Origin of the sequence: Methylobacterium fujisawaense (assembly GCF_039619325.1) — a bacterium.
Taxonomy (GTDB): Bacteria; Pseudomonadota; Alphaproteobacteria; order Rhizobiales; family Beijerinckiaceae; genus Methylobacterium; species Methylobacterium fujisawaense.
In genome coordinates this window covers 699,682-720,753 of the sequence record NZ_CP155000.1, presented here as the reverse complement: position 1 = coordinate 720,753, position 21,072 = coordinate 699,682, and the positions used below count along the sequence as shown (strand labels likewise).

Genomic DNA, 21,072 nt, shown 5'->3' with positions numbered 1-21,072 from the left:
GGCTCAAGGGGCTCCGCCGGCCGCGGTCTTCAGCCACGCGGCCCCGCAGGCCTTGGCGAGTTCCCGCACCCGCAGGATGTAGCTCTGGCGCTCCGTCACCGAGATCACGCCGCGCGCGTCGAGGAGGTTGAAGACGTGGCTGGCCTTGATGCACTGGTCGTAGGCCGGCTGCGCCATCCGGTGGCGCTCGCCCTCCGCGGCGGGCGCGCCCGCCGCGAGGTAGGACCGGCAGGCCGCCTCCGCGTCGGTGAACTGGCGGAACAGCATCGTCGTGTCGGCGGATTCGAAATTGTGGCGGGAATATTCCTGCTCGGCCTGCAGGAACACGTCCCCGTAGGTGATCCGGTCCGCACCCTCGGCGCCGTTGAAGTCGAGGTCGTAGACGTTCTCGACGCCCTGGACGTACATGGCGAGCCGCTCCAGCCCGTAGGTCAGCTCGCCCGCCACCGGCGCGCACTCGAAGCCCGCGACCTGCTGGAAATAGGTGAACTGGCTGACCTCCATCCCGTCGCACCAGCATTCCCAGCCCAGGCCCCAGGCGCCGAGCGTCGGGCTCTCCCAATCGTCCTCGACGAAGCGGATGTCGTGGAGCTTGAGGTCGACGCCGATGGCCGCGAGCGAGGCGAGGTAGAGCTCCTGCAGGTTCGGCGGGTTCGGCTTCAGGATCACCTGGAACTGGTAATAGTGCTGGAGCCGGTTGGGGTTCTCGCCGTAGCGGCCGTCCTTGGGCCGGCGCGACGGCTGGACATAGGCCGCCTTCCAGGGTTTCGGGCCGAGCGCCCGCAGGGTCGTGGCCGGATGGAAGGTGCCGGCGCCGACCTCCATGTCGTAGGGCTGGAGGATCACGCAGCCCTGCGCCGCCCAGAATTCCTGAAGCGTCAGGATCAGACCCTGGAAGGATTTCTTTTGGGACATGGGTGTCGGAGGCTCGGGCTCGCGCGGCGGCTCGGGCCGCTGGCGGGCCGGTTTAGGTGCGGGCGGGCAGGGGTGCAAGGCGCAGGGTGTCGGGTGAAGGCGATCGGGTGACGGGTCTTCGGCGCCGGCGGCCCGGGTTGCCTGTCCGGGCCGGATGAGGTCCGATCCGTCCGGACCAGCGGAGAGAATCATGGACAGCAGCCTCGCGATCCGCCGGATCGGCGCCGGCGACCGGGATGCTTGGCTGCCGCTCTGGCGGGGCTACCAGGCGTTCTACAAGGTCGACCTGTCGGACGCCGTCACGGAGACGACCTGGCGGCGCCTCAACGACCCGGCCGAGCCGGTCGACGGAGCCCTGGCGTGGCGCGGCACGGAGGCGGTGGGCCTCGTCCACCACATCCGCCACCGCTCGGCCTGGACGGTCGGGGATTACTGCTACCTCCAGGACCTGTTCGTGGCGGACGGCGCCCGGGGTCTCGGGATCGGGCGGCGGCTGATCGAGCACGTCTGCGAGGCCGCGAAAGCCGCCGGCTGCTCCCGCGTCCACTGGCTGACGCACGAGACCAACTCCGACGCGATGCAGCTCTACGACCGAATCGCCGAGAAATCCGGCTTCGTGCAGTACCGCAAGATCCTCTGAGGGCCCGCGCCCAGGTGCGGCGGGACACGCAAGCGTGGCGGTTTTTGGGCAATACCGGGAACCGCCAAGCCAACGGCCAAGTTATCGCTGCAACAGGGGATCTCGGCACCTCAGCGCTGCCGAACGCAATACGACGGACCACTCGTCATGTTCAATGCTCGCACCCGCAACACCTTCGGCCGCAAGAACATCGCCGTCTTCGCCGCGCTCGCCATCTCGTCGCTGGCCGCGACGCCCGTCGTGATGAGCGCCAGCCGCGCGCTCGCCACCTCCGAGGACCAGCCGGTGGCCGCGACCCTGCGGGTCGAGCCGGTGGACGTCGCGCCCGTGGCGGTGGCGCCGAAGTCCGAGGGGACCTGCCTGCGCAAAGTGCGGGTCGTCTACAGTGGCTACGGCCAGCCGGCGGACGGCTGCGCCGCCCATTGAGGAGCCGCACCCCGGTCGGGCACGGCTCCAGGCCCCTGGTTCGACGCACTCTCCGACGCCGGACGGAATCCCACTTCGGCGGAGAGCGTCCTAGCCATGGGCCGGCGCGGTCCCGGCCAGACGCTTGAGATGGAGCTCTTCCAGATCGATCTCCGTTTCCAGCTGACGCAGCACCGAGCTGTGGACCCGGTTCTGCCGGTGCAGGTCGATCAGCGCCGACCGGCCTGACCGCACGGCGAGCAGCGCGGCGGCGAAGTGCTCGTTCTTCTCGGCTTCGAGCGCCGTCCGCTCGTCCCGGTCCCGCGAAGAGGCCCGGACCCGGCGACGATACTCCTCCACGAGGCGCGGGTGCTGCAGCGCCCCGGTCTCGGGGAACACCAATCCCTCCAGGGCGGCGAGTCCCGCCTCGTTGACGACGACGCGGGCCATGGGCGCGTCGAGATGGCCGTCGGGCAGGTGCGCCACGGGATCGAGGCGGAGCCGGCGGATCAGCGGCCCCAGGGTCGTGCCCTGCACCAGCACGGTGAACAGGATCACCACGAAGGCCGCGACCAGGATGGCGTCGCGGCCGGGGAAGTCCACCGGCAGCGCCAGGGCCGCCGCAAGGGTCACGACCCCGCGCATCCCGGCCCATCCCACGATCAGCGGCACGGCCGGGTTCGGGGAGGGTTCCCGCGCGCGCAACCGCGGCGACAGGAGCCGCCGCAGGTAGACGGCGGGAAACACCCAGAGCAGGCGGGCGACGACGCAGGTGGCGGTGACGGCGAGCGCCAGGGGCAGCCCCGCCGAGAGCGAGCCGTACTCGCCGCCGGTCCGGGCCAGCACGCCGCGCAGCGCCAGGCCGATCAGCACGAAGACCAGGGCCTCCAGCACGAACACCACGAATGCCCACACCGCCACGGAATGGCGGCGGGCATGGGCGTCGAAGGTCTCGTGCTCCCGGCCGCCCATCATCAGGCCGCAGGCCACCACGGCGAGGACGCCGGAGGCGTGGACCTCCTCGGCCGCGAGGTAGGCGACATAGGCGGCGAGGAAGCTCAGCACCGTGATGGCGTTGGCGTCGTGCAGCCGCCGCATCCCGGCGTTCACCGCCAGCCCGCAGGCGAGCCCGACCGCGACGCCCGCCACCGCGAGCCACGCGAAGCTGCCGGCCGCCGCCCAGGCGCTGAAGCTCCCCGTCAGCGCGGCCGCCACGGCGAAGCGGTAGAGCACGAGGCCCGAGGCGTCGTTGACGAGGCTCTCGCCCTCCAGGACCGTGATCATCCGGCGGGGCAGGGCGACCCGGGCCAGCACCGCCTTGGCGGCGACCGCGTCCGGCGGCGAGACGATGGCGCCCAGGGCGAAACAGGCGGCCCAGGGCAGGGCCGGCACCACCGCGTGGGCGACGAGCCCGACGATCAGGGTCGTGAACAGGACCGCCCCGAGCGAGAGCGACAGGATCGGGCCGAGGCTCGCCCGGAAGTCGCGCCAGACGGTGAAGTAGGCGGATTCGAGCAGGAGCGGCGGCAGGAACAGGACCATGATCAGGTCCGGGTCGAGCGTGAAGGCCGGCAGGCCCGGCACCACCGCCAGCGCCATGCCGCCGATGACCAGGGCCGCGGCCGGCGGGAAGCCCAGGCGCCCGGCCGCCAGCGACAGCAGCAGGGCCGCGCCGAGGAGGCCGAGGATCAGCTCGAACAGGGCGACGGAGGTCATCGATGAATCGGGCTCGGCGCTGGATCGGCGGGAAGCGCGGCCGTTCTACGCAGATTTCAATCGTCGGTGGAATACCAGTGCAGACGTACCAGACCGAACCCCGCCGTCCATCGCCAGTCGCTCGTCTGCGCGATGAGCCGCCCTGCGCGGCCTGCCAATCCAGCGTGGATGTCCTTTTCGCAGATGGCGCATCGCTCGTTCCCGCGATCCTCGGGAGCCGGTGGGAGGCCGCCCTGCGGTTCATGACGCCATCGAACGCATCCGAGTCCGCGCATCGTCCGCGCCTCGACCACGTTCGGCGAGACAGCTGCCGCTCGCGTCGCCGAAAGCTTCTCGGCCACCGCCGACGCGACGGATGGGTCCAGCGTCGTTCAGCCGTCCCGGGCGGTCCGCCGCGTCGGCGCGAATCCGGCCGCCGGCCGTATCCTACAGCGCCCCCTCCCGCACCGCGCCCGGATCGGCGAGCGCGTGGAGGATGCGCGCGGCGCTGTGGGCGAAGCGGAGCGTCACGGCCTTGCGCCGGGCGCCGCTCAGCGGGTGCTCGGGGGCCGCACGCAGGATCCCGGCCCCGTAGGCATCCGCGACGATCAGGCCGCATTCCTCCGGGATCAGGGATTCGGGCACGTCCTCGGGGATCGCGAAGAAGAACCGGTCGCAGAAGTCGCGGTAATCCGGCCATTTCCGGTCGGCGCGGAAATCCGCCACGCTCGACTTGATCTCCACGATGGTGAGCTTCCCGGCGCCGCACAGGGCGATCACGTCGGCGCGGCGGCCGTTGACGAGGGAGAATTCCGGCAGGGTGACGCAACCCATCTCGGAGAACAGCCGCCGCACGCCGCGCTGGATGCGCAGCGCCGTCGGCGATTGCCGCCGGTCGGGCGGCAGGAGCGCCTCGGCCGCCGGGGGCGGAGAGGCGGAATCGGAAACGCCGAGGGAAGCGGACATCAATCTCGGGGAATGCGCCTATGCCGAATCGGGACATCCTGCCAATCCGGGCGCCGTCCGTCACCTGCGGCGCGGCATCGCCCCGGGGCAATCATCCAAGGCGGTCATCCGAGGCGGTCATCCGAGGCGGTCATCCGAGGCAGGCCCGGATCGCGTCGAACCCGTCGGTGAGCGCGGCCGGGCCGGGCTGCAGGATCAGCGGCGATTTGATCTCGTGGATGCGCCCGTCGCGCACGGCCGGGATCGCCGCCCAACCGGGTCGAGACCGGATGCGGTCGACATTGACCCGCTTGCCGCACCACGAGGCGAGGATCACGTCGGGCGCGGCTTCGATCACCTGTTCGGGCGTGACGATCCGGTCCTGCGCGGCCGGCTGCCGGCTCAAGGCCGGGAACACGTCCCGGCCGCCCGCGAGGCCGATCAGATCCGAGACCCAGCCGATGCCGGAGATCATCGGCGCGTCCCATTCCTCGAAGTAGACGCGCAGGGTCGGCCGGTCCCGCACCGCCGCGGCGGCCTCCGCCAGCCGCGCCTCGAAGCCGGCCGCCAAAGCCTCGGCCCGTTCCGGCAGACCGACGAGGGCGCCGAGGGTGCGGACCATGGCAAGGCAGCCCGCCACGTCGCGCTGGTTGAACAGGTGCACCGCCACACCGGCCCGGGCGAGGTCGGCGACGATGCCGGCCTGGAGGTCCGAGAAGGCCAGGACGAGGTCCGGCGCCAGCGCCAGGATCTTCGGGATATCCGCGCTGGTGAAGGCCGAGACCCGGGGCTTCTCCTTCCGGACCCGGGGCGGGCGCACCGCGTAGCCCGAGACGCCGACGATCCGGTCCTCCGCACCCAGCAGGTACAGAGTCTCGACGGTCTCCTCGGTGAGGCAGACGATCCGCTCGGGCGGGAAGCGCCGCATCAGCGATGGAACCACGTGAGCAGCCCGGCCCCGGGGGCCAGCAGCACGAAGGCCCAGACCAGGGCGGAGGCGACGTTGGCCAGCTGGAACGGCAGCCGCGCCAGGCCGAGGATGCCGGCGAAGAGCGGCACCAGGGCCCGGGCCGGCCCGAAGAACCGCCCCAGCGCCACCGCGGCGATGCCCCAGCGCCCGATGAAGGCCTCGGCCTTGGCCATGAGCTCGGGGTAGCGCCGCAGCGGCCACTTGGTCTTGGCCCCCGGTCCGAGCCAGCGCCCGGCCTCGTAGGAGATCCAGTCGCCAAGCGCGGCGCCCACCGCCGCGGCGATCACCACCGGCCAGAACGGGATGTCGGCGCCGCCGACGAGGGCGCCGATGCCGACCAGGATCACGGTCGCCGGCACGAACAGCGACAGGACCGCGATCGATTCGCAGAAGGCGAGGCCGCCGGCGATGAACGGCGTCCAGGCCTTGTGCGCCTCCACGAAGGCGAGGGTCGTGGTGCGCAGCGCTTCGATGTCCATGGGGCTCTGAACGGGGCTCGGCGGGTGGGAGGAGGGTCGGTCCCATCTGAGGCGCGCGGGGGAGGGCGGCAAGGGATAGGGGTGCAGGCGGCGCGGGAACCGGCTAACCGTAGCGGGACAACGAGCGAGTCCCGCGTTGAACGTCCTGTCGATCCAGTCCCATGTCGCCTACGGCCATGTCGGCAACGCCTCGGCGGTGTTTCCGATGCAGCGGCTCGGGGTCGAGGTCTGGCCCGTGCATACGGTGCAGTTCTCCAACCACACCGGTTACGGCGCGTGGCGCGGCCCCGTCTTCGACGCGGCGATGATCCGCGAGGTGGTGCGCGGCATCGGCGAGCGCGGCGTGCTCTCGACCTGCGACGCGGTGCTGTCGGGCTACATGGGGTCGGCCGAGATCGGCGCCGCGATCCTGGAGGCGGTGGACGCCGTGCGGGCGGCGAACCCCCAAGCGCTCTACTGCTGCGACCCGGTGATCGGCGACGTCGAGGAGGGCGTCTACGTGCGGCCCGGCATCGAGGCGTTCCTGCGCGAGCGCGCGGTCCCGGCCGCCGACATCCTCACCCCCAACCAGTTCGAACTCGGCCTCCTCACCGGCCTGCCGAGCCGCACCCTGGCGGAGGCCGGAGCCGCGATCGCGGCGCTCCAGGCGCGGGGGCCGCGGGTGGTCCTGGTCACCTCGGCGCTCTGCGCCGACACGCCCGCCGACAGCATCGACCTGCTCGCGGGCGCGGAGGGGCGGGTGTTCCGGGTTCGCACCCCGCGGCTCGCCATCGCGGTGAACGGGGCGGGAGACTGCATCGCGGCCCTGTTCCTGGTGCACTATGCCCGGACCGGCTCGGCCGAGGCGGCGCTCGGCGCGGCGGCGGCCTCGATCTACGGGCTGCTCAAGCGCACCGCCGAGGCAGGATCGCGGGAGATCCTGACGGTGGCCGCGCAGGAGGAATACGTGAACCCGAGCGCGCGGTTTCCGGTCGAGGCGGTGTGAGGGCACGCCCTTCGGCTGGGCCCGGCGAGAGCAAGAAGGATGGACACGATGGCGCGCCGCTTCGTCACCCTCGACGTGTTCACCGAGCAGAGGCTCGCCGGCAATCCGCTGGCCGTGGTGCTCGACGCGGAGGGGCTCGACACCGCCGCCATGCAGGCCATCGCGCAGGAGTTCAACCTGTCGGAGACGGTGTTCGTCCTGCCGCCCACGGAGGCCCGGCACCGGGCGTCCTTGCGCATCTTCACCCCAGGCCGGGAGCTGCCCTTCGCCGGCCACCCGACGGTGGGCACCGCCGTGCTGCTGGCGCTGCAGGATCCGTCCCGGGGCGACGCCCGGGCCTTCGGCCTGGAGGAGCGGATCGGAATCGTCCCCTGCGTGGTCGAAACGCTGGCGGACGGCAGCGGCGGACGGGCGCGGTTCCGGCTGCCGATCCTGCCGGAATACCTCGGTCCCGGCCCCGAGCCCGCCTTGCTGGCCCCGCTCCTCGGCCTCAAGCCCGCCGACATCGGCACCGGCCGGCACGCGCCGAGCCGCCACGGCGTCGGGCCGAGCTTCACCTGCGTGCCCGTGGGCTCGGTGACGGCCCTCGACGCCGCCCGGCCGGCCCAGGCGCCCGACCCGAACGACGGGCTCTACCTCTACACACCCGACCCCGAGGGCACCGGCCAGAGCTGGCGGGTCCGCATGTTCGCGCCGAATTTCGGCGTCACGGAGGATCCCGCCACCGGCTCGGCGGCCTCCGCCTTCGCGGGGGTGCTGATGCAGTTCGAGGCCCTGGGCGACGGCACGCACGACGTGGCGATCCGCCAGGGTGAGGCGATGGGGCGGCCGAGCGAGATCGCGCTCCAGCTCACCATCGAGGCGGGGGCCCTGCGGAGCGTCGAGATCGGCGGGGCCGCGGTGATCGTGGCCGACGGCACCCTGCATGTCTGACGGCTTCCGGATCACGCAGCTTGCCGCCGTGACGGCGCGGTTCGTGACCTACGACTGGGCCTTCCCCCGGGAGAATGCCGACGCCATCGCGGCGCATTGGCAGACCCGGATCGCCCGCGCGCCCGGCATGTTCGACGGCACCGTCCTGCTGTGCTGCGATCACGCGGTCGCGGACGGGGCCGCCCGCCTGGACCTGTTCGCGACGCGCTACGCCACCTTCACCTACTACCGGGACACCCGGCACGCCGACGCCCGCATCGCAGACGCCCGCATCGCCAACGCCTTCGCGGCGATCGTGCCCTGGACCTCGGACGGCGCCGTCCTGCTCGGCGAGATGGGGGCCCGCACGGCCAATGCCGGCCAGCTCTACTTCCCCTGCGGCACTCCGGATCCGGACGACATACAGGGCGCGCGGGTCGATCTCGTCGGCAGCGCCGCCCGGGAACTCGCCGAGGAGACCGGCCTGGCGCTGCCGGACGAGGCCGAAACGGATTGGGTGCTGCTGGAGGGGGAGGGCCAGCTCGCGTTCCTGCGGCCGGTGCGCTTCCCGGACACGGCCGCGCGGCTCGTGGCGCGGATCGCCGACCATCTCGGCGCCGAGGCCGAGCCGGAACTCGCCGGGATGCACGTGGTGCGGGGCCGCGACGACATCGATGCCGCGCGGATGCCGGGCTTCGTCCGGGCCTACCTGGCGGACGCGTTCCCGCCCGCCCGCTGACCGGCGCGGCGCGGAGAAAGACGTTCGTCTCCCCGCGGGGGCGGCCGGATGTCATCTCTGGCATCAATCGCGGGCAATACAGATTTTCGTTTCATTGACCGCCCTCGCGGCAAGCATAAGCTCGGCCTTCCACAGAACAGCCCCGCACAACGCGGGCAGCGGATCGCGGCAGGCCCCATGCTCATCGGATCTCACGCGCGTCCCGGCGGCCGCCGGTTCGCCGGCGCGCTGCTCGCCGCCGCACTGACGCTGGCCACGACGCTGGCCACAACGACCCTGGTCACGACGACGCTGGCCGCGGTGGCCGCCCGCGCGGAGGAGGTCGTCCTGCGGGTCGGCGACCAGAAGGGCGGGAACCGGTCACTCCTCGAGAGCGCCGGCTCCGCGAAGGATCTGCCCTACCGGATCGAATGGTCGGAATTCCCCGCCGCCGCGCCGATCCTGGAGGCGCTCAACGCCGGCGCCCTCGATGTCGGCTACACCGGCGACCTCTCCTTCCTCACGGTCGTCGCGGCCGGGGCACCGATCAAGGCGATCGGCGGCACCAAGTCGGATCCGCGGACGCAGGCGATCCTGGTCCGCGCGGATTCGCCGATCCGCTCGGCCGCCGACCTCAAGGGGAAGCGCCTCGCCGGCACCCGCGGCGGCTGGGGCCAGTTCCTGATCCGCGCGACGCTGGAGAAGGCTGGGATCGCGCCATCCGAGGCCACCTTCGCGCCGCTCAACCCGGTCGACGCCAAGGTCGCGCTGATGGCCGGCTCGGTGGATGCCTGGGCGGTCTGGGAGCCCTACGTCTCGTTCGCGACGCTCAGGGACAAGGCCCGGCCGATCGCGGACGGCTTGGGCCTTACGCCGACCATCACCTTCATCGTCGCCTCGGACAGCGCCATCGCCACCAAGCGGGCCGCCCTGCAGGACTTCCTGAGCCGCCTGGACAGGGCGCGGCTCTGGTCGCTGGACCATCTCGACGCCTACGCCCGGAACACGGCCGCGCTGACCAGGCTGCCGGAGGACGTCCTGCGCGCGGCCTACACGGCGCAGCGGACGCGGCCGATCGCGCTCGACGACGGTGTCGTGACGGAGGTCCAGGAGGCCTCGGACCGGGCGACGCGGTACGGGATCCTGTCGAGGACGCTGGACGTCGGGCGGGCCATGGACCGGAGCTTCACCGCCGCGGCCTCGAACTGAGCGCGGCGCGCAGACGGGAGGAGTCTTTCGTCTTCAAGCACCCGTCATGCATGGGAAGCGCGGCCCGTCCGAGGAGCGCGGGTTGCGCGCTCCTCCGCGGTGCGCCAGGATCACGCCATGTCCTTCGAGACGATGCACACGTTGCGCAAGGCGCCGGAGGTCACGCCGCTCTTTCCCGAGCTGAGCGTGGTCACGACCCTGCGCGACGCCGTCACGGACGACGGCCTGCCCGTGCCCGCCGGCGCCCGCGGGACCATCGTGGAGGTCTACGCCGATGGCGAGGCCTACGAGGTCGAGTTCGCGAGCCCGGTTGCGGGCACGGCGACGATCCTGGCCGAAGCCCTCGCGGCTGCCTGACTTTAATGACACGTTTCGGCGGGCGTGTGCCGGTGCCCTGCATCCCGGACGCGAAGATCGGCGGCTATCTGCTCGACGACCGGCATGCCGAGGGAGGCCCGAAAGCCGCGTTCTTTCTGTCGCGCGGCTTCACCCGCGAGGATCCCCGCAGCTTCATCGCCGCCCTGCTCGAGCATGGATGCAGCGATAATCTCGTCGCCAGCGTCGAGAACAGCTTTGTCATTAAGTACATCTGCGAAGGTCCGATGCAGATGCCCGACGGATCGCGTCATCCCGTCAGATCCGTCTGGAAGCAGATCGACGATGGCGCGCTCAGGGCGCTGGTCACGGCTTACCCGATCACTCCACCATCCGCGCGATGACTTCGGCATTGCCGCGCCTAAGTCCGGACGCGGCGGTCGCACCCCAACGTGGGGCGGATCGACCTCCGACCTTCCCCGCCCCTGAAGCCGCCCGGTCCTCCCCACCGGGAACGCCGTCGACCGCACGCTGAGGCGTCCCGGCCTCACCGCGCCGCACCCCCGCGATTTTTGCGGCACCGCGGGAGCTTCGCTGTTTCCGGCACGTTCACCCGACGCTCCCCGCGGCGGCACGTGGCCGGGCGGGTCGCGTTCCGGAGTGTCCATGTCCTCTACTCGTCGTCCCGCATCGCAGTCCCGCGCGGCCCGCACGCGCATCCAGGAAGGCCAACCCTACCCCCTGGGCGCCACCTGGGACGGGCTCGGCGTCAACTTCGCCCTGTTTTCCGCCCACGCCACCAAGGTCGAACTCTGCCTGTTCGACGATGCCGGCGAGCAGGAGATCGAGCGGATCGAGCTGCCCGAGTACACGGACGAGATCTGGCACGGCTACCTGCCCGACGCCCGCCCCGGCACGATCTACGGCTACCGGGTCCACGGCCCCTACGAGCCGAAGGCCGGCCACCGGTTCAACCCCAACAAGCTGCTGATCGACCCCTACGCCAAGGGGCTCGTCGGCTCGATCACCTGGAACCCGGCCCTGTTCGGCTACAAGATGGAGACCGGCGACGACCTGACCTTCGACGAGCGGGACAGCGCCCCCTACACCCGCCGCTCCCGGGTGATCGACCCGGCCTTCACCTGGGGCCGGCACCAGAAGCCGCTGGTGCCCTGGGACAAGACCATCGTGTACGAGGCCCACGTCAAGGGCATGACCAAGCTCGACCCGCGGGTGCCGGAGAAGCTGCGCGGCACCTATGCCGGCCTCGGGACCCGGGACGTGCTCGACTACATCAAGAGCCTCGGCGTCACCTCGGTGGAGCTGCTGCCGGTCCATTCCTTCGTGCAGGACGACTACCTGCAGGAGAAGGGGCTGGTGAATTACTGGGGCTACAACACGATCTCGTTCTTCACCCCCGCCCGGCGCTACGCGGCGGTGCCGGACTTCGCCTTCTCCGAGTTCAAGGAGATGGTCTCGCGCTTCCACGGCGCCGGCCTCGAGGTGATCCTCGACGTGGTCTACAACCACACCGCCGAGGGCAACGAGAAGGGCCCGACCCTGTCGTTCAAGGGGGTCGACAACGCCTCCTATTACCGGCTCCTGCCCAACGAGCCGCGCTACTACATCAACGACACCGGCACCGGGAACACCTTCAACCTGTCGCATCCGCGGGTGCTGCAGCTCGTCACAGATTCCCTGCGCTACTGGGCGCAGGAGATGCAGGTGGACGGGTTCCGCTTCGATCTCGCCACGATCCTGGGCCGCGAGCCCTACGGGTTCGACGAGGGCGGCGGCTTCCTCGACACCTGCCGCCAGGATCCGGTGCTCAACAACGTCAAGCTCATCGCCGAGCCGTGGGATTGCGGCCCGGGGGGCTACCAGGTCGGCGGCTTCCCGCCCGGCTGGGCCGAGTGGAACGACCGGTTCCGCGACGATGTCCGCGCCTACTGGAAGGGCGATGGCGGGCTGCTGCCGGATCTGGCGGCGCGGATTGCGGGCTCGGCCGACAAGTTCAACAAGCGCGGGCGCAAGCCCTGGGCCTCGGTGAACTTCCTCACCGCCCATGACGGCTTCACCCTGCACGACACGGTCTCCTACAACGACAAGCACAACGACGCGAACGGCGAGGGCAACCGCGACGGCCACTCGCACAACCTCTCGTACAATTACGGGGTGGAGGGCCCCACCGACGACCCGGAGATCCGGGCGGTGCGCCTGCGCCAGATGCGCAACATGCTGGCGACGCTGTTCCTGTCCCGCGGCACGCCGATGCTGCTCGCCGGCGACGAGTTCGCCCGGACCCAGAACGGCAACAACAACGCCTACTGCCAGGACAACGAAGTCTCCTGGCTGGACTGGGATGCGATCGGCGACGAGGAGCGGGATCTCGCGGAGTTCACCCAGCGCCTGATCATCCTGCGCAACGCCCTGCCGATCCTGAGCCGCGGGCGGTTCCTCACCGGCCAGTACGACGAGGAGTTCGGCGTCAAGGACGTGACGTGGCTGCGGCCGGACGGGAGCGAGATGGCGGGCGAGAACTGGTCGGACGGCGAGGCCCGCGCCTTCGCGGTCCAGCTCGACGGGCGCGCCCAGGCCACCGGCCTGCACCGCCGCGGCGGGGACGCCACGCTGCTGATCATGTTCAACGCCTACCACGACCTCGTGACGTTCACGCTGCCCGAATCCGTGGGAGGCGTGGCCTGGACGCGGCTCCTCGATACGAACCTGCCCGACAGCCAGGACGTGGAGAGCTTCAAGTTCGGCTCCGGCTACGACGTGACCGGGCGCTCGCTCCTGATGTTCGTGCTGAAGCCCGAGGACAGCCCCGGGACGGAGGACAACGCCATGGAGCGCTCCTACCAGCACGTCATGCAGGCCTTCGAGCGGGCGAACGTGGAGCATGTCCGCTTCCACCTCGACGAGGCCGAGGGGTGAGGGACGCGGCCGGGCGGTTTTCGCGTCGCCCGGCCGACTGCGCCTTGCGCCGGACGGCGCACCCGGCTAACAGCACGGCACCGCGCGGCCCTTGCCGCGCCCGGCGCGCCGTCTGCGCGCCCGGGCGCCCGGTTCGCGGACGGAGGGGTGGCCGAGTGGTTGAAGGCGCACGCCTGGAAAGTGTGTATACCGGAAACGGTATCGCGGGTTCGAATCCCGCTCCCTCCGCCACTTTGACTGCATCAACCTATTGTAAAACAACGATAATCCAATCCGTGCTTGCACATAGGGTCGGGTTTCGTCATACCCGCCGGCATCCTTCCCGGCATACATGGATCGAATGTCCGGCGACTACCTCCTGAACCGGGACGGCGTCTGGCACTACAATCGCCGCGTCCCGCTGAGCCTCGCCGGGCTCGACAAGCGCCGCTTCGCGCTGCAATCCACCAAAATCCGCGTCGCTGACGATCCCCGGGGCGTGAAGGCCCGCCGGGTCGCTGACCGCATCAACGTCGAGACGGAGGCGTTCTGGCGCGCCTTGCTTGGCGGCCAGGCGCAAGAGCGCTACGACGCGGCTCGCGCCCCTGCTAGAGGCTTCGGCTTCGATTACCTGGAAGCGGAGGATGTCGCTCGTGATCCTCCCTCGGCATCGCGGACACCTCTGATACGCTCATGCTGAGCGGGGAAGGTGTCGGATGGCGAAGACGAGACGCGAGTTCACACCCGAGTTCAAACGCGAAGCGGTCGCCCTTCTGGAGAGCAGCGGCCGGCCGCAGATGCAGGTCGCGGCCGAGCTCGGGATCCAGCCCTCGATGCTGAGGCAGTGGCGCGCCACGCTGAACGGGGCCCTACCCCGGCCGCGGCCGGCCGGATCGACGGGGAGTGCGCCACCAAGCCCGGTCGCCTCGCCGTCCGATCAGGCCGCCGAGATCGCCCGCCTGCGGCGTGAGCTCGACCGTACGCGCATGGAGCGCGACGTGCTCAAAAAACGTATGGCCCGCCCCGTCTACAAGGTGGTCGGTGAAGGTGCCTGTGTCCGGTCTGCACAAACGTATCCGGCATGTCGGCGCAGTGGCCGCCGCCAAGATGGAGAGCCGCACGCCCCGGGCCTCATAAGCACGTCGGCCTCGAAAAGCCGTTTTTTTTGCCAGGCTTCCGTGACGCCGCTCGACCGTCAGGCCATCTTTACTGTCCTCCCGCAGACCTCATGGACCCGCGCCGGCCGCTCGTAGTCCGGTCAGGGTCGACGTTTGCGATGTCTCAGGCGTGAGCTGGCTCCGGCTGCCGCTCGAAGCTCACGCCCTTCCGCAGCGTTGCCCAGGCGATCCGAGCGAGCTTGGCGGCGAGCGCGACGACCACGGCGTTGTAGTGCGCCCGCGCCAGCAGACCTCGCAGCCATCGGCCGGTCGCGTCCTCAGCTTTAGCCATCGAGGGCAGCGCCGCTCTCGCCCCGTGGATGAAGAGCCCGCGCAGGTAGGAGTTCCCCCGCTTGCTGATGCCGAGCAGCTTCGGCTTGCCGCCCGTCGTGTGCTGGCGTGGTACGAGGCCGAGCCAAGCCGCGAGATCGCGGGCACGCGTGAAGGTGCTGCCGTCATCGACGGCAGCACGCAGAGCCGTGGCCGTCATCGTTCCGATGCCCGGGATCGACACCAGGCGGCGCGCCGCCTCGTCGGCACGAGCATGCTCGACGAACTCGCGATCGAGCGCCGCTATGCGGCGATCGAGGTCCATCCACTCGTCGCGGACCTCTCCGATGAGGGATCGGATGCGTGGTCCGATCTGCGCCTCAGGGTCCTGCATCAGAGCGCCGATTGCCATCTCGAACTTGCGCCGGCCCTGCGGGAAGGTGAGACCACGCTCCAGCAGGATCGCGCGGAGCTGGTTTATGAGCATGGTGCGCATGCTGACCAGCCGCGACCGAACCCGATGCAGGCTCTGCATATCGAGCTGCTCCTGCGCCTTCAGGGGCACGAAGCGCATGGTCGGGCGTGTGGCTGCCTCTGCGATCGCCTCGGCATCACGATCGTCGTTCTTCTGCGCTTTGACGTAGGGGCGAACATACTCCGGCGACCTCAGACGGACGGTGTGCTCCTGCGCTACGAGCAACTGGCCGAGATGATGGGCGCCGCAGCAGGCCTCCATCGCGACCACACAAGCCGGTAGCTTGGCCGTCAGTCCGACGACCGTCTCACGCCGCGCGCGGCGGCGCAGGACGACAACTCCAGCCGCATCGAAACCGACAAGGCTGCAGCTGTTCTTGCCGAGGTCGATACCCAGCACGGCGATCGAGCTCTTTGCCATTCCAGATCCCTCCACGTGTCCGTGGCAGGAGAATGCCACGATGGTTCAGTGAGGGGCGGGCCATCCCATAAGCCATCGGCATCTTCGCGGAGATGCCCAAGTGACCTTCGCCTTCATCGAGCAGCATGCGCGGACCTGGCCGGTGCGTCTCATGTGCCGCGTGCTCGGAGTTTCACCCAACGGCTTCTACGGATGGCGGTCACGTCCAGAAAGTGCCCGCTCGGCCTCCAACCGCCAACACCTGGACGACGTCCGGCACATCCATGCCGCCCATCACCGGCGCTACGGCTCACCGCGCGTGCATGCCGCCCTGCGGGCCGAGGGCCGGTCTGTCAGCCGCGGACGGGTGGAGCGCCTCATGCGCCGGCACGGCATCCGTGCTTTGGCGGGGCGTCGGTTCCGGCCCTGTACGACCGACAGCCGGCACGATCTTCCGATCGCCCCAAACCTCCTGAAGCAGGACTTCTCGGCCGCGCGGCCAAACACGGCCTGGTTGGCCGATATCACCTACCTGCCGACCGGCGAGGGCTGGCTGTATCTGGCCGCCGTCCTCGATCTGGCCACGCGCAAGATCGTCGGCTGGTCGATGCGCGATCACATGCGCACCGAGTTGAGCGTGGCGGCGTTGATGATGGCCGCCCAGCGGCAGCGACCAACTGCCGGGCTGATCTGCCACTCGGATCGCGGCAGCCAGTACGCGGCCGAGGCTTACCGGAGACGGCTCGCCGGTATGGGGGCGAAGCCGTCGATGAGCCGCACGGCTTGCTGCTACGATAACGCCCCGATGGAGAGCTTCTTCCACACCCTCAAAGTCGAGCTCGTCCATCAGCGACGATGGGCGACCCGGGATGAAGCGCGGCGCGATCTGTTCGCTTACAACGAGGGCTACTACAATCGGCAACGCATCCACTCGGCACTCGGCTACCTCACGCCCGAGCAAGCCGAGAGGACCGCGAAATGATCTCCCTGTGTCCGCGACACCGAGGGAGGATCAGGCCTCACCTCCTGGCCACGATCCTGTTCGAGAAGTTCGGCCAGCATCAGCCGCTGAACCGCCAGAGCGAGCGCTTCGCTCGCGAAGGGATCGCGCTGTCGGTCTCGACGCTGGCCGACCAGGTCGGCGCCTGCACGGCGACGACACCACGGTGCCGATCCTGGCCAGGGGCCGGACGGTCACCGGCCGGATCTGGACCTATGTCCGTGACGACCGCCCCTTCGGCGGCCCGGATCCGCCGGCGGCGCTGTTCTACGCCTCGCGCGACCGGGCCGGAGAGCATCCCGAGGCTCATCTGCGCGGTTACCGCGGGATCCTGCAGGCGGATGCCTATAGCGGGTACAATCGCCTCTACGATCCCGCACGCCCGCAAGGCGCGATCCGCCCGGCGCTCTGCTGGGCTCATGCCCGCCGCGGGTTCTTCGTCCTCGCCGACGTCGCGGCCGGGGCGCGGCGAGGCCGGAAGGCGACGGCGATCTCACCGATCGCGCTGGAGGCGGTCCGTCGGATCGACGAGCTGTTTGCGATCGAGCGCGGGATCTGCGGCCGCTCGGCCGACGAACGCCTGCGGGTGTGTCGTACCGAGAGCGCTCCGCTCGTGGCCGACCTGGAGACGTGGCTGCGCGAACAACGATCACGCCTGTCGCGCTCGGCGGCCGTGGCCGAGCCGATCGACTATCTGCTGCGGCGTTGGCCTGCCTTCACGCACTTCCTCGAAGATGGAAGGGTCTGCCTGGCCAACAACGCCGCCGAACGGGCTCTGAGAGGTTTTGCCCTGGGAAGAAAAGCCTGGCTGTTTGCCGGCTCGGAGCGGGGCGCTGATCGGGCAGCCGCGATGGCGACGCTGATCGTGACGGCCAAGCTCAACGCCATCGATCCGCAGGCTTGGCTCGCCGACGTTCTCACCCGCATCGCCGATCACCCCGCCCCTCGGCTGCACGAACTTCTGCCGTGGCATTGGCGGTCAGCGACCGCCCCGCTTGCCGCGGCTGCCTGAGCATTCTCGCCAGCCAGCCTCGACCCTGACGAGACGATCGGGCCGCGACGGAAGGGAGCCGATGCAGTGCAATAAGGTGAGCACCGTGTTCACGCTGGCCAGGGTCGCCGCCGACCTCGGACAGGATGAAGACGCCCTATTCGACATCATCGTCGACATGGAACCCGAGGATGGCCTGATCTGGGTCCACGGCTCCGGCGACGAGGCATACCCGGCGTTTACCACCGATGGGATCGACGAGCTGAAAGAGCGGATCGCCGCCCATACGGCGGAAAGTGATCTGCTCCCGCCGAAACCGTAGCTCCCGCGTCCTTCACCGGATGGATACAGCGTCGACGACGCTCGGCTCTCACCAGTTCGATACCCGCCTGGGTCATGCTCAAGGTCCTAGGATTACTCCTATGACCTCAGCCTCAACGGGCCAGCTCACAAGGCGGCCTTCGCCGGATGCGTACGACGTCTGGCGGCGTTCGAGGCTTGGATCGTCGAGGCGAAGGCGAGCGGCATCCGAGCCGCGCAGACGTTCGCCAGCGGGCTCGTCGTTGATGCGGCCGCGGTAAGGACGGCGTTGACGATGCCGTGGAGCAACGCTCAGAACGAGGGCCAGATTACGAAACTGAAGCTGATCAAGCGACTGATGTACGGCCGGGCCGGCTTCGACCTCCTACGCCGTCGCGTGCTTCTGGATCCTTGACCCACACGAAATGACGAAGAGCCATTAAACCGGAGCAAGTCCACCGTACTCCTTGCGCCAGCGGTAATAGCTCTGCTCAGAGATCTCCGCCTCCTTGCACGCCAGCGCCAAGCTCTTGCCTTGTGCCGTCTGCACCTCGATCTGGCGCAGCTTCAACACCACCTGCTCCGCGCTCGCCTTCTGAACTCGTCGCATGTCCGACTCCTTTGGTCCCAGCTGATCCTCTCAATCAGCCCGGTCCAAAGCCAGCCGGTCACGTCAGAGTAATCTTGCCGCCCCAGAGTGAAAATCTGCGGTCACCGCGCTTATATCCGCCCCAGAGTTGCAAGCGCGGCGGATTGTGACATTTAGATCGCATCTTTGATCACAAACGCGTGTAAGCTACCCGTAAGTTGTGTCCGGAGAGCCTGCATGTGCGAGCCAGCGGTTGAGGCGGTAAACCATAACCTGACATGGCACAGGTTGCTGCCTAGAGACGAACGTTGGCGCTCGCTCGGCCAGCGTCCGGCGGTTGCGTGGCTCACCGGGCTTTCAGGCGCCGGTAAATCGAGTATCGCCAACGTAGTCGATCGCGCCTTGATACAATGCGGGTGCCACACCATGGTGATCGACGGGGACAACCTGCGCCAGGGCCTCAATCGAGATCTCAGTTTCAGCACTGCGGATCGAGCTGAAAATGTCCGCCGCGCTGCTGAAACTGCTCGCCTCATGGCCGATGCCGGGCTTGTGGTGATCGTTTCGCTTATCTCGCCCTTCCGTGAGGAACGGGCGATGGCGCGGCGTATCGCGGGCGACATACCATTTTTCAAGCGACAACCGGAACTGACCCCTTCGCGTCACGAGGATCTGACCCCCATGCCGGTTTCCTCGCCTAGACGGGCGTGGGGTTGGGGACGATAGCGGCCCTCTGTAGAAGTCCGCTGCGACGCTTCTCGCGCAGGCGGTAGCTGTCACCGCGGATGGTGACGACGTGGCTATGGTGCAGCAGCCGGTCGAGGATGGCGGTGGCCACCACCGCGTCCCCGAACACGCTGCCCCACTCGCCCACCGCCCGGTTCGAGGTCACCAGCATCGCGCCGCGCTCGTAGCGGCGACTGACGAGCTGGAAGAACAGGTGCGCGGCATCCGGCTCGAACGGCAGGTAGCCGAGCTCATCGATGATCAGCAGCTTCGGCTTGGCATAGTGCGTCAGCCGCTCCTCCAGCCGCCCCTCGGCGTGCGCCTTGGCCAACTGCGCCACGAGCGTCGTGGCTGGGGTGAACAACACGCCGTAGCCGGCCACGATCGCCGCACGCCCGATCGCCACCGCCAGATGCGTCTTGCCCACCCCGGGTGGTCCGAGGAGCAGCACCGCCTCACCGTTGGCGATGAAGCGGCCGGTGGCGATCTCGCGGATCTGCGCCTTGTCCAACGAGGGCTGTGCGCCGAAGTCGAAGCCGGTCAGGTCGCGCACGAACGGGAAGCGGGCCAGCCCGAAGGCCATGTCGATGCGCCGCTGATCGCGCCGGGCGATCTCCCGCTCGCAGAACAGCGTCAGCGCCTCGCGGATCGTCAGTTCGCCCCGGCCGGCCTCGTCGATCAGGCTGTCGAGTTGGTCACGCATGGCCGTCAGCTTCAGGCGGTCGAGCAGTACGGTGAGGTGATCGTGTTCCTCGCTCATCAGAAGCCTCCCCCGGCGACAGCCTCGTACTCGGCGAGCGGACGCAGCAGTTCCGGCGTCGCCACGAGAGGAGGCGGGTCGCGCCGATGAGCCGGTCGCTCACGGCTACCCACGAGCCCGGCCAGATGAGCGTCGTCGACCGCACGGCCGTGACGTCCCTTCAGTTCGGCATGCGCGGCGACCTCCCGTCCGCCGTGGTGGACGCGCACCACCGCTCCGCTCACGGTGACCCGCACCCGCTCACCGATCAGCCGCCAGGGTACCGAGTAAGCGTTGCCGTCGACCGCAACCGCGCAGTCCGCTCCGACCCGGCGCACGAGATCGCGCGCGGCGGAAAACGGCGGCACGCCCGCGAGCGGCCGTAGCGCCCGAGCCTCGTCGCGGGCGAACCGCTCGCCCGGCGCCTCGCCGGTCGTGCCGTGCACGCGCCGGTCGGCGACGTCCCGCGTCCAGGCATCGAGATGCGCCTCCAGGGCTGCGAAGCTCGCGAAGCGGCGGCCGGCCACGGCATTGTTCTTGACGTAGCCGACGCCGCGCTCGTCCTTGCCCTTCGTGCGCGCCCGGTACGGGGCGCAGGCCCGCACCCGGAAGCCCCAGTGGCGGGAGAAGGCGTGCAGGCGCGGGTGCAGGACGACCTCGCGGCTCACAGGGTCGTGGTGCAAGACCAGGGCGCGAGCGTTGTCGAGCAACACCTCGTGTGGCACGCCGCCGAAAGCCCGGAAAGCGCTCTCCAGCCCGGCGAACCAGTCCTCCTGCCGTTCGTGGCCGAAGGCACGCACGTGCAGGCGGCGCGAGTAGCCGAGCGTCGCTACGAACAGGGAGACCCGAGTCGGCACGCCGCCGATCTCGACGCGCCGTTCGCCAAAGTCGATTTGCATCTGCTCGCCCGGCCGCGTCTCGAACCGCACGCTCGCCCGCGCGGCGATCACCAGATCCCGCCGCAACGGCGCGACCGCCCGCTCCACCGTGCGCAGGCTGACGTGGATGCCCTTCTCGGTCGCCAGATCCTGGCGCACGACGTCGGCGTTGCCCGCATGCTGCCGGAAGCGTTCGACCAGCCAGTCCGCCAAGCCGTCGAGCTGCTTCGAGCGCGAGGGCGTCGCGCAGGGGCGCCAATCCCCCCGTCGCAGCCACTGCTTCACCGTGTTCTTCGAACAGCCAAGCTCGGCTGCGATCCGCTTCGCGCCCCAGCCGAGCGCCTGCAGCCGCATCATCGCCGACACGTCGTCCGGCGTCTTCATCTCGGCCCTCCACGGATCGTCCATCCGCGTCAGAGCCTGAGCCTCGTTCCTGATCATCTC

General features: G+C 69.7%; 20 protein-coding genes, 1 tRNA gene and 5 pseudogenes. 17 read left to right on the top strand and 9 right to left on the bottom strand.

Going from position 1 to position 21,072, the window contains the following annotated elements:
* Window positions 1–3: 3 nt before the first annotated feature.
* Window positions 4–915, bottom strand: a complete 912-nt coding sequence (locus tag ABC766_RS03420; RefSeq protein WP_043347781.1) for a glycine--tRNA ligase subunit alpha — start codon at window positions 913–915, stop codon at window positions 4–6.
* Window positions 916–1,105: 190 nt separating this feature from the next.
* Here ABC766_RS03420 and ABC766_RS03415 point away from each other — a divergent pair, with 190 nt between their 5' ends.
* The gene (locus ABC766_RS03415; protein WP_345821143.1) at window positions 1,106–1,555 is read left to right on the top strand and encodes a GNAT family N-acetyltransferase; all 450 of its coding nucleotides are present in this window, start codon (window positions 1,106–1,108) and stop codon (window positions 1,553–1,555) included.
* A 147-nt stretch (window positions 1,556–1,702) separates the two neighbouring features.
* On the top strand, window positions 1,703–1,981 hold the full coding sequence (locus ABC766_RS03410) for a hypothetical protein (RefSeq protein ID WP_051044690.1): 279 nt from the start codon (window positions 1,703–1,705) through the stop codon (window positions 1,979–1,981).
* Window positions 1,982–2,071: 90 nt separating this feature from the next.
* Here the strand turns inward: ABC766_RS03410 and ABC766_RS03405 are convergent, their stop codons facing one another.
* The 4 genes from ABC766_RS03405 to ABC766_RS03390 all read right to left on the bottom strand — a co-directional run bounded on the left by ABC766_RS03405 (window position 2,072) and on the right by ABC766_RS03390 (window position 6,049).
* Window positions 2,072–3,676 (bottom strand): Na+/H+ antiporter, encoded by a 1,605-nt coding sequence (locus ABC766_RS03405; protein WP_043389493.1) that lies wholly within the window; start codon window positions 3,674–3,676, stop codon window positions 2,072–2,074.
* Between the two features lie 426 nt (window positions 3,677–4,102).
* Complete coding sequence (locus ABC766_RS03400; RefSeq protein ID WP_345821142.1) at window positions 4,103–4,621, bottom strand: MmcB family DNA repair protein; 519 nt, start codon at window positions 4,619–4,621, stop codon at window positions 4,103–4,105.
* A 130-nt stretch (window positions 4,622–4,751) separates the two neighbouring features.
* Window positions 4,752–5,528 (bottom strand): cobalamin-binding protein, encoded by a 777-nt coding sequence (locus ABC766_RS03395; protein ID WP_075379839.1) that lies wholly within the window; start codon window positions 5,526–5,528, stop codon window positions 4,752–4,754.
* Window positions 5,528–6,049, bottom strand: a complete 522-nt coding sequence (locus ABC766_RS03390) for a DedA family protein (RefSeq protein WP_043347771.1) — start codon at window positions 6,047–6,049, stop codon at window positions 5,528–5,530. The genes ABC766_RS03395 and ABC766_RS03390 overlap by 1 nt, the downstream gene beginning before the upstream one ends.
* Before the next feature lie 136 nt (window positions 6,050–6,185).
* Here ABC766_RS03390 and pdxY point away from each other — a divergent pair, with 136 nt between their 5' ends.
* The 10 genes and pseudogenes from pdxY to ABC766_RS03340 all read left to right on the top strand — a co-directional run.
* Window positions 6,186–7,034 carry a pyridoxal kinase PdxY gene (gene pdxY / locus ABC766_RS03385; protein WP_345821141.1) on the top strand — a complete coding sequence of 283 codons (849 nt, stop codon included), beginning with the start codon at window positions 6,186–6,188 and terminating at the stop codon, window positions 7,032–7,034.
* A 48-nt stretch (window positions 7,035–7,082) separates the two neighbouring features.
* Window positions 7,083–7,967, top strand: coding sequence for a PhzF family phenazine biosynthesis protein (locus tag ABC766_RS03380; RefSeq protein ID WP_043389498.1), 885 nt, complete (start codon window positions 7,083–7,085; stop codon window positions 7,965–7,967).
* The gene (locus ABC766_RS03375) at window positions 7,960–8,685 is read left to right on the top strand and encodes an NUDIX hydrolase (RefSeq protein ID WP_345821140.1); all 726 of its coding nucleotides are present in this window, start codon (window positions 7,960–7,962) and stop codon (window positions 8,683–8,685) included. Before ABC766_RS03380 ends, ABC766_RS03375 begins: the two co-directional genes overlap by 8 nt.
* 177 nt (window positions 8,686–8,862) lie before the next feature.
* The gene (locus tag ABC766_RS03370) at window positions 8,863–9,873 is read left to right on the top strand and encodes an ABC transporter substrate-binding protein (protein WP_345821139.1); all 1,011 of its coding nucleotides are present in this window, start codon (window positions 8,863–8,865) and stop codon (window positions 9,871–9,873) included.
* A 117-nt stretch (window positions 9,874–9,990) separates the two neighbouring features.
* Window positions 9,991–10,230 carry a DUF4926 domain-containing protein gene (locus tag ABC766_RS03365; RefSeq protein WP_287091245.1) on the top strand — a complete coding sequence of 80 codons (240 nt, stop codon included), beginning with the start codon at window positions 9,991–9,993 and terminating at the stop codon, window positions 10,228–10,230.
* A 5-nt stretch (window positions 10,231–10,235) separates the two neighbouring features.
* The gene (locus ABC766_RS03360; RefSeq protein ID WP_345821137.1) at window positions 10,236–10,592 is read left to right on the top strand and encodes a DUF6883 domain-containing protein; all 357 of its coding nucleotides are present in this window, start codon (window positions 10,236–10,238) and stop codon (window positions 10,590–10,592) included.
* 262 nt (window positions 10,593–10,854) lie between these two features.
* Window positions 10,855–13,125: a glycogen debranching protein GlgX gene (gene glgX / locus ABC766_RS03355; RefSeq protein ID WP_043347763.1), complete on the top strand. Its 2,271-nt coding sequence runs from the start codon at window positions 10,855–10,857 to the stop codon at window positions 13,123–13,125.
* A 141-nt stretch (window positions 13,126–13,266) separates the two neighbouring features.
* Window positions 13,267–13,356 (top strand) — tRNA-Ser (locus ABC766_RS03350).
* A 109-nt stretch (window positions 13,357–13,465) separates the two neighbouring features.
* Window positions 13,466–13,804 (top strand): hypothetical protein, encoded by a 339-nt coding sequence (locus ABC766_RS03345; RefSeq protein ID WP_345821136.1) that lies wholly within the window; start codon window positions 13,466–13,468, stop codon window positions 13,802–13,804.
* 16 nt (window positions 13,805–13,820) lie between these two features.
* A pseudogene (locus tag ABC766_RS03340) lies at window positions 13,821–14,114 on the top strand (transposase); the annotation flags it as partial.
* A 271-nt stretch (window positions 14,115–14,385) separates the two neighbouring features.
* Here the strand turns inward: ABC766_RS03340 and ABC766_RS03335 are convergent.
* Window positions 14,386–15,405 (bottom strand): IS110 family transposase, encoded by a 1,020-nt coding sequence (locus ABC766_RS03335; RefSeq protein ID WP_345822660.1) that lies wholly within the window; start codon window positions 15,403–15,405, stop codon window positions 14,386–14,388.
* Window positions 15,406–15,496: 91 nt separating this feature from the next.
* On the opposite strand from ABC766_RS03335, the pseudogene ABC766_RS03330 reads away from it, so the two are divergent.
* From ABC766_RS03330 to ABC766_RS03315, 4 genes and pseudogenes are all read left to right on the top strand, one after another.
* Window positions 15,497–16,387: pseudogene (locus ABC766_RS03330) on the top strand (IS3 family transposase); the annotation flags it as partial.
* Between the two features lie 20 nt (window positions 16,388–16,407).
* A pseudogene (tnpC, locus tag ABC766_RS03325) lies at window positions 16,408–17,417 on the top strand (IS66 family transposase); the annotation flags it as partial.
* Between the two features lie 76 nt (window positions 17,418–17,493).
* Window positions 17,494–17,718, top strand: coding sequence for a hypothetical protein (locus tag ABC766_RS03320; RefSeq protein ID WP_345821135.1), 225 nt, complete (start codon window positions 17,494–17,496; stop codon window positions 17,716–17,718).
* 150 nt (window positions 17,719–17,868) lie between these two features.
* Window positions 17,869–18,111 (top strand): annotated as a pseudogene (locus ABC766_RS03315) (transposase); the annotation flags it as partial.
* Between the two features lie 36 nt (window positions 18,112–18,147).
* Here ABC766_RS03315 and ABC766_RS03310 read toward each other — a convergent pair.
* Window positions 18,148–18,306, bottom strand: a pseudogene (locus tag ABC766_RS03310) (transposase); the annotation flags it as partial.
* Window positions 18,307–18,522: 216 nt separating this feature from the next.
* On the opposite strand from ABC766_RS03310, the gene ABC766_RS03305 reads away from it, so the two are divergent.
* Window positions 18,523–19,011 (top strand): adenylyl-sulfate kinase, encoded by a 489-nt coding sequence (locus ABC766_RS03305; protein WP_345821134.1) that lies wholly within the window; start codon window positions 18,523–18,525, stop codon window positions 19,009–19,011.
* On the opposite strand, the gene istB is transcribed toward ABC766_RS03305, so the two are convergent.
* Both istB and istA read right to left on the bottom strand, forming a co-directional pair.
* The gene (gene istB, locus ABC766_RS03300; RefSeq protein ID WP_127991182.1) at window positions 18,983–19,771 is read right to left on the bottom strand and encodes an IS21-like element helper ATPase IstB; all 789 of its coding nucleotides are present in this window, start codon (window positions 19,769–19,771) and stop codon (window positions 18,983–18,985) included. The two genes, ABC766_RS03305 and istB, sit on opposite strands and share 29 nt — an antisense overlap.
* Window positions 19,771–21,069, bottom strand: coding sequence for an IS21 family transposase (istA, locus tag ABC766_RS03295; RefSeq protein ID WP_427902312.1), 1,299 nt, complete (start codon window positions 21,067–21,069; stop codon window positions 19,771–19,773). The genes istB and istA overlap by 1 nt, the downstream gene beginning before the upstream one ends.
* Window positions 21,070–21,072: the final 3 nt, after the last annotated feature.